Consider the following 12,511-nt stretch of genomic DNA (forward strand, 5'->3'; position numbering starts at 1 on the left):
AACATTCGGGGGAACAATGATTTTAGGTAACCGATTAGCCACAATTATTTTGAGGTTAATCGGCAGGGGAACCGGATCACCAGCGGGCGGGTCTTTCCGCGTTGAGGTTGTCCAGAATGGTCCTCAGTGGGATGCCATCCGGGAAGATGAGATCGGGGGCGACTTCAAACAGCGGCCAGAGCATAAACCCGCGATTTTTCATGTCGTAATGCGGAACGGTGAGACGTTCAGTGCTAATGGTCTCGTGACCAAACAGCATAATGTCGAGGTCCAGCGTGCGCGGTCCCCAGCGCTCGGCTTTGCGTACGCGGCCCTGCTGCAGTTCGATGCGCTGGGTGTTATCCAGCAGCGTTTCGGCATTCAGAGCGGTTTCCAGCACCACGGCGGCATTGAGATAATCAGGCTGATCCTGCGGACCCAGCGGCGGGGTACGGTAGAAAGAGGAGACCGCCACGATCTTACTTTGCGGGATCTCCCCCAGCGCCTGTATGGCAGCGTTCACCTGCTCCAGCGGAGAGGCTAAATTGCTGCCGATGGCGATATACGCGAGGGTCATGCTGTCCCTTCACGACGCGGCGCGCGTTTGCGCGGACGACGATGGCGGCGACGCGGTTCTGGCTCTTCATCCAGCCCGGTGAGCATGTCTTTTTGCTCCGGCGGTGCTGAGACCTGGAATTCGGCCCACCACTGCGCCAGGCGCTGCAGCTCCTGGTTGCGTTCAATTTCAGCACGCAGCGACAGCAGATCGAAGGCGGCGCGGAATTTTGGATGCTCCATCAGCTTCCAGGCGCGTTTGCCCTGACGACGGGACATGCGCAGCTGAAGCTGCCAGATATCGCGCACCAGCGTGGTAATGCGTTTTGGAATAGCGAGCGTACGGCACCCTTCGTCCAGCACGTCGTTTGCGGCCAGCGCGAAGGCATCATAGTATGCAAGCCCGCTCTCCTGGGTAATTCGCTGGGCCGTTTCGAGCAGCGGATACCAGAACATCGCCGCAAACAGGAACGCCGGATTGACGCGCATGTCGTTGCGAATACGGGTATCGGTATTTTTCAGCACCTGCGCAATCATCCGCTCCATTGGGCTGTCACCGCTTTCGGTGAAGTAGCGGGTAATGGTCGGGAACAGGGGCTGGAAAAGGTTGTATTCGCGCAGTAGATTGTAGGTTTCAAAGCCGTGGCCTGCCTGCAGCAGCTTCAGCGCCTCTTCAAACAGGCGGGCAGGCGGCACGTCGTTAATCAACGTCGCCAGGCGCGGAATCGGCTCTGCCGTTTCCTGGCTGATGCGCATATTAAGCTTGGCGGCGAAACGCACGGCGCGCAGCATACGCACGGGATCTTCGCGATAGCGCGTTTCCGGCGTGCCGATCAGACGGATCAGACCTTCTTTCAGGTCCTGCATGCCGCCGACGTAATCGCGCACGGTGAAATCCGCCACGCTGTAATAAAGGCTGTTGATGGTGAAGTCGCGACGCTGGGCATCTTCTTCGATAGAGCCGAAGATATTGTCACGCAGCAGCATGCCGTTCTGGCCGCGCTGTGACGTGGTGCGATCGGATGCGCCGGCTTCGTGGTGGCCGCGGAAGGTCGCCACTTCGATAATTTCCGGGCCAAACATCACGTGAGCCAGACGGAAACGGCGGCCAACGAGACGGCAGTTGCGGAATAATTTGCGCACCTGCTCAGGCGTGGCGCTGGTCGTCACGTCGAAATCTTTTGGTTTTTTGCCCAGCAGTAAATCACGTACTCCACCGCCCACGAGATAGGCCTCGTAGCCCGCTTTATTCAGACGATAGAGCACCTTGAGGGCATTTTCACTGATATCTTTGCGGGAAATAGTGTGCTGCTCACGCGGAATAACCGACATGTGTGGCTGTGCAATAGCATCGTTCGCCATGCTCTCTTCGCGGCTTAGCACTTTACGGCAAAAATTAGCGACTCGGGTAAAAATGGTACACCTCGTAGTGTGTTTTGTTATGAAAAAAGCGGCTAATCATAGCTCAGCGCAACGCATTTGAGAATGCTGGATTTTTGGCACTGCCGCGAGCGTCCAGTTGGCAATGGCCATTTTCAGCAGTTCGTCAATACGCAGATCCTGCCATTCGTTGGATACATTCTGGTTGAGAAATCGCAGCGCGTCGATCAAAACAGGACGCGGATCGCCGTCTGGCAGGGCCGGGGCGTGGTTCTGCTTTGACAATTTAAAGCCCTGCGCATTGACCGCCAGCGGCAGATGAATGTAGTCCGGTGCCGTCCAGCCAAACTGGTGATACAGCGATATTTGTCGTACGGTTGGTTCGACCAGATCCGCCCCGCGCACAATTTCCGTCACGCCCTGAAAACGATCGTCGACGACCACCGCCAGGTTATAGGCAAACAGGCCGTCACGGCGGTGAATAATAAAATCCTCACGCGCCAGGCGTTCATCGGCATGAATCTCACCGGAGAGTAAATCGGTAAAGCGCGTCACCGGGGAGCGCTGTTTTATACGCACGGCGGCATTTTCCGGGGGAAGATTAAGCGTGCGGCAGTGGCCGTCATAGACGCCACCAACGCTCTGGATACGCGCGCGGGTGCAGGTGCAGTTATAGGAAAGTCCCTGAGCGCGAAGCCAGGCCAGACGTTCCCGATAGGCCTCGTGACGTTTTGACTGCCACAGAACCTCGTCATCCCAGTGAAGACCGTAATGTTCCAGCTGACGCAGAATCGTCTCTGCTGCACCGGGAACTTCACGCGGAGGGTCAATATCTTCTATGCGGACGAGCCATTTTCCCCGGCGGGCGCGAGCCTGCAGGTAACTGCCGAGCGCGGCAATTAATGAGCCGAAGTGTAATTCACCGGAAGGAGATGGCGCGAAGCGCCCAATATAGTGTGATTCAGACATATCAACTGTAACAAGGCGGGAGAGACTCCCGCCTTTGGTATGTGCAAACAGCGCTGGTATTAACCGGCCATCTGTTTTTCGCGGATTTCGGCCAGCGTTTTACAGTCGATGCACAGATCGGCGGTTGGACGCGCTTCCAGGCGACGAATACCGATTTCAACACCGCAGGATTCGCAGTAGCCAAAATCTTCGTCTTCGACTTTTTTCAGCGTTTTCTCGATCTTTTTGATCAGTTTGCGTTCGCGGTCACGGTTACGCAGTTCGAGGCTGAACTCTTCTTCCTGAGCGGCACGGTCTACCGGATCCGGGAAGTTAGCAGCTTCATCCTGCATATGAGTAACGGTGCGATCGACTTCATCCCTGAGTTGATTACGCCATGCTTCAAGAATACGCTTGAAGTGCGACAGCTGGGCTTCGTTCATATACTCTTCGCCCGGCTTCTCTTGATACGGCTCCACCCCAGCGATGGCGAGAATACTCAGGGACGATGTTTTACGGTTTTGCCCTTCTTGCATGTTGCTTCTCCTTAACACGCACTATCGATCCCCGTGTTGGGGGAAAAATCAGGTCGCTATAAATAGCAGATGCTTTTCCGTATGGCAATTATCTAAACGTAACACTTGACAAGCCTGTGAGGAAAAGCGTATTTGCGCACGCGGCCAGAACACTTATTCGTCAATGTCTAATCCCTTATAAGACAATGGGAAGAGACGATCTCAGAGTCATATTATCGGCAGAAAGTTCCGCTTTATAAGCGAAAACCTCTACCCCCTGCTTTTGTGCCTCATTCAACAATTGCGCGTATTTAGGATCGATATGGCGGGCAGGTGAGAAACGTTCAATGGCTGAATGCAACACCGCAAACAGCAATACGGCGCGTTTGCCCGCCGCCGCAACACTCATTAGCTCTCGCAGATGCTTCTGGCCACGCAGCGTTACCGCATCCGGGAAGTAGCCATTTTCCTGTTCCGCTAACGTCACTGATTTTACTTCAATATAGCACTCCGGCCTGTCTTCCGCCTGTAACATGAAGTCAATTCTGCTGCCCTCATCGCCATATTTCACTTCACTTTTATGCGTGCCATATCCCACCAGTTCGGGAATTGTGCCAAGGGTCAGCGCTTCCTTAACCAGCTGATTGGCGCGCTGGGTATTAACGCAAATAAAAGCCCCGTTTTGGGTTTCGGTCATTTCCCAGGTATGGGCATATTTGCGTTTACTATTTTCTGATGTGGAATACCAGACCCTGTCACCCGGCGTCGCACACCCCGTCATGGCGCCGGTATTGGGGCAGTGCAGGGTGAGCTGAACCCCTTCGGGGGTAATCACGTCGGCGAGGAAGCGTTTGTAGCGTTGGATAAGCGTGGCGTGCTGCAGGGGAGGACTAAACTTCATCGGAATTCCTTTCGGTGTTGCCCAGCGTCCAGCGCTGTAGCGGCGTATAGCGGGTGCGTCCCTGTGCAAAGACGGATTCGTAAAGCGCGAATGCGTTGACCGGAAAGGCCCAGTGAAAACCCGGCGGCGGGATGGCAACGGCCTGACCGGCATCGCGCAGCAGCGTGATATGTGGATGAAACGGCTGTGGGCTCTGATAACAGCCGCTGCGCGCCGCCTGGGCGCGCAGCATATTCGCCAGCTGCAATAATCCGCGCGGCGGCTGGCGCGTTCCCAGCCACACCACGCGCGAACGCGGCCACTGGCCCGCGTCGTCGAGGTGCAGCGTAAATTCCGGCTGGGCAATACGCCCGGCCATTGCGGCTAACGCCCGCTGTTTTTCGGTGCTGACGTCGCCCAAAAAGGCCAGCGTCAGGTGCAGGTTGGCCGCCGCGACAGGGCGGCCCGCTTCCGGCGGAAAGCAATCGGCGCGCCATCGAACAATTTGACGCTGTATGGTGGTGGGCAATTCAATGGCAAAAAACAGCCGTTTCGACTCAGGCATACGGAGGACTCGGTAATGATATGCGCCGATGCTACAATGTACGCCGACTAATGTTAACCCTCTGGAGCTGTTAGTGTCCTCATTGCCGGTCGCCGTCATTCTTCCTGAGCTTCTCGCTGCCTTACACCATGCCCCGCAGGTTTTGCTGAATGCTCCTACGGGCGCGGGCAAGTCCACCTGGCTGCCGCTGCAGATTCTGAAAGACGGAAACATCAGCGGGAAAATTATCCTGCTGGAGCCGCGCAGGCTGGCCGCGCGCAACGTGGCGCAGCGTCTGGCGGAACTGCTGAATGAAAAACCGGGTGAAACGGTAGGTTACAGGATGCGTGCCGAGACCTGCGTTGGCCCGACCACGCGTCTTGAAGTGGTCACCGAGGGTATTCTCACCCGCATGCTGCAAAACGATCCTGAGCTGACCGGCGTCGGGCTGGTGATCCTCGATGAATTCCACGAGCGCAGCCTGCAGGCGGATCTGGCCCTTGCGCTGTTGCTGGACGTGCAGCAGGGGCTGCGCGACGATCTCCGGCTGCTTATTATGTCGGCCACGCTGGATAACGAGCGGCTACGACAGGCATTACCCGATGCGCCGGTCATCAGCTCAGAAGGGCGGGCGTTTCCGGTTGAACGCCGCTATCAGCCGCTTCCCTCCCATCAGCGTTTAGACGAGGCCGTCGCCATTGCCACCGCTGAGCTGCTGCGCCAGGAGCCCGGTTCCCTGCTGCTGTTTTTGCCCGGCGTGGGCGAAATCCAGCGCGTGCAGGAGCAGCTTTCTACCCGCGTAGGCGGCGACGTGCTGCTTTGCCCGCTCTACGGCGCGTTGTCGCTACAGGATCAGCGTAAAGCCATCCTTCCGGCACCGGCGGGGCAGCGCAAGGTGGTGCTGGCAACCAACATTGCTGAGACCAGTTTGACCATTGAAGGGATTCGCCTGGTGGTGGATAGCGCGCAGGAGAGGGTGGCAAGCTTTGATCCGCGTACCGGGCTGACTAAACTCCTGACGCAGCGCATCAGCCAGGCGTCGATGGTGCAGCGCGCGGGCCGCGCGGGGCGTCTTGAGCCGGGCATATGCCTGCATTTGACCAGCGCGGAACAGGCTGAACGCGCCGCACAGCAAAGCACGCCGGAAATTTTACAAAGCGATTTGTCTGGTCTGGTGATGGATCTGCTCCAGTGGGGCTGCCCGAACCCTGAGCAGCTCACCTGGCTTAATCCTCCTCCTGTCGTAAACCTCACCGCTGCGCGCACCCTGCTGACTCAGCTCGGCGCGCTGGAAGGCGAGCGTCTGACGGCGCGCGGCCAGAAAATGGCGGCGCTGGGCAACGATCCGCGTCTGGCCGCGATGCTGGTGGCCTCGCAAGGGGATGATGAAATTGCCACGGCGGCAAAACTGGCGGCTATTCTTGAGGAGCCGCCTCGCGGTGGCAGCAGCGATCTGGGGCAGGCGTTTTCGCGCAGCCAGGGGAACTGGCAGCAGCGGGCGCAGCAGTTGTGTAAACGCCTGAATAGCCGGGGAGGTGCGCCTGACAGCGATAAGATTGCCTTCCTGCTGGCACAGGCCTTCCCGGACAGGATTGCGCGTCGGCGCGGGCTGGACGGTCGCTACCAGCTGGCAAACGGCATGGGGGCGATGCTGGACAGCGATGATGCGCTGACGCGCCACGAATGGTTGATCGCCCCGCTGCTGCTGCAGGGCAGCCATTCTCCGGATGCGCGTATCCTGCAGGCGATTGCCGTAGAGATTGACGCCCTGACGCGTGCCTGTCCGCAGCTGCTTCAGCAATCTGATACCGTGGAATGGGATGACGCCCAGGGCACGCTGAAGGCCTTTCGTCGCAGCCAGATTGGTAAGTTGACGTTAGGAACGAAGCCGCTGGCGAAGCCGTCGGAAGACGAGCTTCACCAGGCGATGCTGAACGGAATTCGGGAAAAAGGGCTGAGCGCCCTGAACTGGACGCCGGAAGCGGAGCAATACCGCATTCGTCTGCACTGCGCCGCGAAGTGGCTACCGGAATACGGTTGGCCTGCGGTGGATGACGAGACGCTGCTCGCTACGCTTGAGCGCTGGCTACTGCCGCAAATGAGCGGCGTACACTCTCTGCGAGCCCTGAAGGCGCTTGATGTTAAGACCGCGTTACAGAATTTACTGGACTGGTCATTACGTCAACGTCTGGATAGTGAACTGCCAGGGCATTACACTGTGCCGACCGGAAGCCGGATTGCCATCCGTTATCATGAGGATAATCCGCCGGCGCTGGCGGTTCGGATGCAGGAGATGTTTGGTGAAGCCACCACGCCGTCCATTGCGGAAGGGCGTGTGCCGTTAGTGCTTGAGCTGCTGTCGCCTGCGCATCGTCCATTACAAATCACCCGAGATCTGGGGGCGTTCTGGGCGGGAAGCTACCGTGAAGTGCAGAAAGAGATGAAGGGGCGATATCCCAAACATGTCTGGCCGGACGATCCGGCGAATACGGCGCCGACGCGGCGAACGAAGAAATATTCGTAAAAGGGGAGTGCGGCCCGATGCCCTCACCCCGGCCCTCTCCCATGGGGAGAGGGAGAAAACAAATTTTGAGAGATTTCTTCTTTCACAGGCCTGTGAAAGAAAAGAAAATCTGGCCTTTGCGCCTGAAAGTTGCGGAGAAAAAGCATGGCGGGGAATGACCGCGAGCCAATAGGACGTAAGGGAAAACCAACGCGTCCGGCGAAAGAAAAGGTAAGCCGTCGTCGCCTCAGAGATGAGGACTATGACGATGACTATGAAGACGATTATGAGGATGAAGAACCGATGCCGCGTAATGGAAAAGGCAAAGGGCGTAAGCCTCGGGGCAAACGCGGCTGGTTCTGGCTGCTGCTGAAGCTGTTTATTGTTTTTGTCGTGCTGATGGCGATTTACGGCGTGTATCTGGATCAGAAGATCCGCAGCCGTATCGACGGTAAAGTCTGGCAGCTACCTGCGGCAGTGTATGGCCGTATGGTGAACCTTGAGCCAGATATGTCCATCACCAAGAACGAGATGGTCAAACTGCTGGAAGCCACCCAGTATCGTCAGGTGTCTAAAATGACGAGGCCTGGCGAATTTACCGTGCAGTCCAACAGCATTGAGATGATCCGTCGTCCGTTTGATTTCCCGGACAGCAAAGAGGGGCAGGTGCGCGCGCGTCTGACCTTTGACGGCGATCGTCTGGACACCATCGAGAACATGGATAACAACCGTCAGTTCGGTTTCTTCCGCCTCGATCCGCGTCTGATCACCATGCTTTCGTCAGCAAACGGCGAGCAGCGCCTGTTCGTGGCGCGTAACGGCTTCCCGGATCTGCTGGTTGATACCCTGCTGGCAACCGAAGACCGTCACTTCTACGAGCACGATGGCATCAGCCTCTACTCGATTGGTCGTGCGGTACTGGCTAACCTGACTGCCGGTCGCACCGTGCAGGGGGCGAGTACGCTGACCCAGCAGCTGGTGAAAAACCTGTTCCTCTCCAGCGAACGCTCTTACTGGCGTAAAGCGAACGAAGCCTACATGGCCGTGCTGATGGATGCGCGCTACAGCAAGGATCGTATCCTTGAGCTGTACATGAACGAGGTGTACCTCGGTCAGAGCGGCGATAACGAAATCCGCGGCTTCCCGCTGGCGAGCCTGTACTACTTTGGCCGTCCGGTGGAAGAGCTGAGCCTGGACCAGCAGGCGCTGCTGGTGGGCATGGTGAAAGGGGCGTCCATCTATAACCCGTGGCGTAACCCGAAACTGGCGCTGGAGCGTCGTAACCTCGTTCTGCGTCTGCTGCAACAGCAGCAGGTGATTGACCAGGAGCTGTACGACATGCTGAGCGCGCGTCCTCTCGGCGTTCAGCCGCGCGGTGGCGTGATTTCGCCTCAGCCTGCATTTATGCAGCTGGTGCGTCAGGAGCTGCAAAGCAAGCTCGGTGATAAGGTCAAAGATCTCTCCGGCGTGAAGATCTTCACCACCTTTGACTCCGTGGCGCAGGATGCGGCCGAAAAAGCGGCGGTGGAAGGTATTCCGGCGCTGAAGAAACAGCGTAAGCTGAGCGATCTGGAAACCGCGATGGTGGTGGTTGACCGTAACTCCGGTGAAGTTCGCGCCATGGTGGGCGGTGCCGAGCCGCAGTTTGCAGGCTACAACCGCGCCATGCAGGCGCGTCGCTCAATCGGCTCTCTGGCAAAACCGGCAACCTACCTCACTGCCCTGAGCCAGCCAAATCAGTATCGCCTGAATACCTGGATTGCGGATGCGCCGATCTCCCTGCGCCAGCCTAACGGCCAGGTCTGGTCACCGCAGAACGATGATAAACAGTTCAGCGGCCAGGTCATGCTGGTGGATGCGTTGACCCGTTCCATGAACGTGCCAACGGTGAACCTGGGCATGTCGCTGGGACTGCCGGCGATTGTCGACACCTGGCAAAAACTGGGCGTGTCGAAAGATCAGCTGCACCCGGTGCCGGCGATGATCCTCGGCGCGCTTAACCTGACGCCGATCGAAGTGGCGCAGGCGTTCCAGACCATTGCCAGCGGGGGCAACCGCGCGCCGCTGTCTGCCCTGCGTTCGGTGATTGCCGAAGATGGCTCCGTGCTGTATCAGAGCTTCCCACAGGCGGAGCGTGCCGTTCCTGCTCAGGCCGCCTACATGACGCTGTGGACCATGCAGCAGGTCGTGCAGCGCGGCACAGGGCGCCAACTGGGAGCGAAGTATCCGGGTCTCCATCTGGCGGGTAAAACCGGGACCACCAATAACAACGTCGATACCTGGTTTGCCGGTATTGATGGCCGTGAAGTGGTGATCACCTGGGTAGGCCGCGACAACAACCAGCCGACCAAGCTGTACGGCGCGAGCGGGGCGATGTCGATTTACCAGCGCTACTTGGCGAATCAGTCTCCTGTGCCGCTGAATCTGGTCGCGCCGGAAGATATCGTCGATATGGGCGTGGACAGCTCCGGTAACTTCGTCTGCGGCGGCGGAATGCGTACGCTGCCTGTCTGGACCGCTAACCCGGACTCGCTGTGCCAGCAAAGCCAGCCGGAACAGCCAACGGGTAACCCGTTCGACCAGTCTTCTCAACCACAGCAGCCACAGCAGCAACAGCCGCAGCAGCAGAATGAGAAGAAAGACAGCGACGGTGTCGCGGGCTGGATTAAAGACATGTTCGGCGGTAACTAAGCTTTTAAAGCCCTCTTCCCTGGAAGGGGGCTTTTTTTACCCGTAAACCTCATTTCGTTAACCCTCGCTTTAATTCTGATTAACCCTTCGTTTTCTCTTGATGATTTCTTAAACCCTTAATTCTCATAGGGCCGCTTACTGCTTGCTATGCAACCAGCGTTTCGCATATTATTCTGGCGCTCATAATAATAATTCTCGTTTACGTTATCATTCACTTTCACATCAGAGATTCAACATGGCGCTTTCCAATACTGCTCAGCCAATGAATACGTCGCTGCGTAAGCTCGCGGTCGTCGTCGCCACAGCGGTTGCCGGCATGTCTGCTTATGCTCACGCGGCCGAAACCCCGAAAAAAGAAGAAACCATTACGGTAACCGCAGCACCTGCGGCACAGGAAAGTGCCTGGGGGCCTGCTGCGACCATCGCCGCACGGCAATCCGCGACCGGAACCAAAACGGATACCCCTATTCAAAAGGTTCCGCAGTCGATTTCTGTGGTCACGGCCGAAGAGATGGCGCTGCATCAGCCGCGCTCGGTGAAAGAAGCCCTGAGCTATACGCCGGGCGTTGCGGTAGGCACGCGCGGCGCGTCTAACACCTATGACTATTTGATCATTCGCGGCTTCGCGGCCGATGGTCAGACGCAGAATAACTACCTCGACGGCATGAAAATGCAGGGGAACTTCTATAACGACGCGGTGATTGATCCTTATATGCTGGAGCGCGCCGAGATCATGCGCGGTCCGGTTTCCGTTCTGTACGGCAAAAGCAGCCCGGGCGGCTTGCTGAACATGGTCAGTAAGCGCCCAACAACCGAGCCGCTGAAAGAGATCCAGTTCAAAGTCGGCACGGATAGCCTGTTCCAGACCGGGTTTGACTTTAGCGATGCGATCGACGACGACGGCGTTTACTCTTATCGCTTAACGGGCGTTGCGCGTTCTAATAACGCCCAGCAGGAGCGTGCGGAAGAGCAGCGTTACGCCATCGCGCCCTCGTTCTCCTGGCGTCCGGATGATAAAACCACCTTCACGTTCCTCTCCTACTTCCAGAACGAGCCTGAAACGGGCTACTACGGCTGGCTGCCAAAAGAGGGAACGGTTGAGCCGCTGCCGAACGGCGATCGTCTGCCGACGAACTTCAACGAAGGCGCGAAGAACAATACCTATTCCCGTAACCAGAAAATGGTGGGATACAGCTTCGACCACGAGTTCAACGATACCTTTACCGTGCGTCAGAACCTGCGCTTTGCCGAGAACAAAACCTCGCAAAACAGCGTATACGGTTATGGCGTCTGTACCGACCCGGCAAACAGCGGCAACAAACAGTGTGCCGCGCTAGCGCCATCGGACAAAGGCCATTATCTGGCGCGTAAATACGTTGTCGATAACGAAAAGCTGCAGAACTTTACCGTTGATACCCAGCTGCAGAGCAAATTCTCAACCGGCGAGGTGGACCACGTCCTGCTGACCGGCGTTGACTTTATGCGCATGCGAAATGACATCAACTCCTGGTTCGGTTACGACGACTCTGTTCCGCTGCTGGATCTCTACAATCCGGTGAACAGCGATTTTGATTTCGGCTCAAAAGATCCCGCGACCTCCGGCCCATATCAGATCCTCAACCGTCAGAAGCAGACGGGGCTCTACGTTCAGGATCAGGCGCAGTGGGATAAAGTGCTGGTAACTCTGGGCGGCCGTTATGACTGGGCCGATCAGGAATCCTACAACCGCGTGACGAACACCACCTCCAAACGTGATGATACCCAGTTCACCTGGCGCGGTGGCGTTAACTATCTGTTTGATAACGGCGTAACCCCGTACTTTAGCTACAGCGAATCGTTTGAACCGGCTTCGCAGACCGATGCCCAGGGCAAACTGTTCTCGCCGTCTAAAGGCAAACAGTACGAAGCGGGCGTGAAATACGTGCCGAACGATCGTCCGATCGTCGTCACCGGTGCGTTGTATCAGCTGACCAAAACCAACAACCTGATGGCGGACCCGGCGGGCTCCTTCTTCTCGGTTCAGGGCGGTGAAATCCGCGCGCGTGGCGTAGAGCTGGAAGCGAAAGCGGCCCTGTCTGCAAGCGTCAACCTGGTGGGTTCTTATACCTATACCGATGCGGAATACACCACGGACACCACCTACAAAGGCAACACGCCAGCTCAGGTGCCAAAACACATGGCATCGTTGTGGGGCGATTACACCCTGTTTGACGGTGCGCTGTCTGGTCTGACGCTGGGTACCGGCGTGCGTTACACGGGCTCAAGCTATGGCGATCCGGCGAACTCCTTCAAGGTGGGCAGCTACACCGTAGTCGATGCGCTGGTCAGATACGATCTGGCACGCGTTGGCATGGCTGGCTCAAACGTGGCGCTGCACGTGAACAACCTGTTCGATCGTGAGTACGTTGCCAGCTGCTTCAATACCTACGGCTGCTTCTGGGGTGCTGAACGTCAGGTTGTTGCCACCGCGACCTTCCGCTTCTAATCTCTCTTCGGGCACGGTTCGCCGTGCCCTT

The 12,511-nt window shown here is 57.4% G+C and carries 9 protein-coding genes; 3 read left to right on the plus strand and 6 right to left on the minus strand.

The window, feature by feature from the left end; all coding sequences use genetic code 11:
• Positions 1-76 precede the first annotated feature (76 nt).
• The 6 genes from folK to thpR all read right to left on the minus strand — a co-directional run bounded on the left by folK (position 77) and on the right by thpR (position 4,822).
• Positions 77-556, minus strand: coding sequence for a 2-amino-4-hydroxy-6-hydroxymethyldihydropteridine diphosphokinase (folK, locus tag INF68_RS14310; RefSeq protein WP_109845552.1), 480 nt, complete (start codon positions 554-556; stop codon positions 77-79).
• Positions 553-1,950 carry a polynucleotide adenylyltransferase PcnB gene (gene pcnB / locus INF68_RS14315; RefSeq protein WP_216786933.1) on the minus strand — a complete coding sequence of 466 codons (1,398 nt, stop codon included), beginning with the start codon at positions 1,948-1,950 and terminating at the stop codon, positions 553-555. Before pcnB ends, folK begins: the two co-directional genes overlap by 4 nt.
• A gap of 42 nt (positions 1,951-1,992) precedes the next feature.
• Positions 1,993-2,883: a tRNA glutamyl-Q(34) synthetase GluQRS gene (gluQRS, locus tag INF68_RS14320; protein ID WP_126786345.1), complete on the minus strand. Its 891-nt coding sequence runs from the start codon at positions 2,881-2,883 to the stop codon at positions 1,993-1,995.
• 59 nt (positions 2,884-2,942) lie between these two features.
• On the minus strand, positions 2,943-3,398 hold the full coding sequence (gene dksA / locus INF68_RS14325; protein WP_001155232.1) for an RNA polymerase-binding protein DksA: 456 nt from the start codon (positions 3,396-3,398) through the stop codon (positions 2,943-2,945).
• Positions 3,399-3,573: 175 nt separating this feature from the next.
• Positions 3,574-4,278: a DNA/RNA nuclease SfsA gene (gene sfsA / locus INF68_RS14330; protein ID WP_023310436.1), complete on the minus strand. Its 705-nt coding sequence runs from the start codon at positions 4,276-4,278 to the stop codon at positions 3,574-3,576.
• Complete coding sequence (thpR, locus tag INF68_RS14335) at positions 4,268-4,822, minus strand: RNA 2',3'-cyclic phosphodiesterase (RefSeq protein ID WP_126786346.1); 555 nt, start codon at positions 4,820-4,822, stop codon at positions 4,268-4,270. The genes sfsA and thpR overlap by 11 nt, the downstream gene beginning before the upstream one ends.
• A gap of 73 nt (positions 4,823-4,895) precedes the next feature.
• On the opposite strand from thpR, the gene hrpB reads away from it, so the two are divergent.
• From hrpB to fhuA, 3 genes are all read left to right on the plus strand, one after another.
• Positions 4,896-7,325, plus strand: a complete 2,430-nt coding sequence (hrpB, locus tag INF68_RS14340; protein ID WP_126786347.1) for an ATP-dependent helicase HrpB — start codon at positions 4,896-4,898, stop codon at positions 7,323-7,325.
• 144 nt (positions 7,326-7,469) lie between these two features.
• Entirely contained in the window at positions 7,470-9,995 is a 2,526-nt protein-coding gene (gene mrcB, locus INF68_RS14345; protein ID WP_023310439.1) for a bifunctional glycosyl transferase/transpeptidase, read from the plus strand.
• Between the two features lie 235 nt (positions 9,996-10,230).
• The gene (gene fhuA, locus INF68_RS14350) at positions 10,231-12,480 is read left to right on the plus strand and encodes a ferrichrome porin FhuA (protein ID WP_033144662.1); all 2,250 of its coding nucleotides are present in this window, start codon (positions 10,231-10,233) and stop codon (positions 12,478-12,480) included.
• The last annotated feature ends 31 nt before the right edge of the window (positions 12,481-12,511 follow it).

Origin of the sequence: Enterobacter cloacae complex sp. P16RS2 (assembly GCF_014982155.1) — a bacterium.
In the GTDB taxonomy this organism is placed as follows: domain Bacteria; phylum Pseudomonadota; class Gammaproteobacteria; order Enterobacterales; family Enterobacteriaceae; genus Enterobacter; species Enterobacter cloacae_M.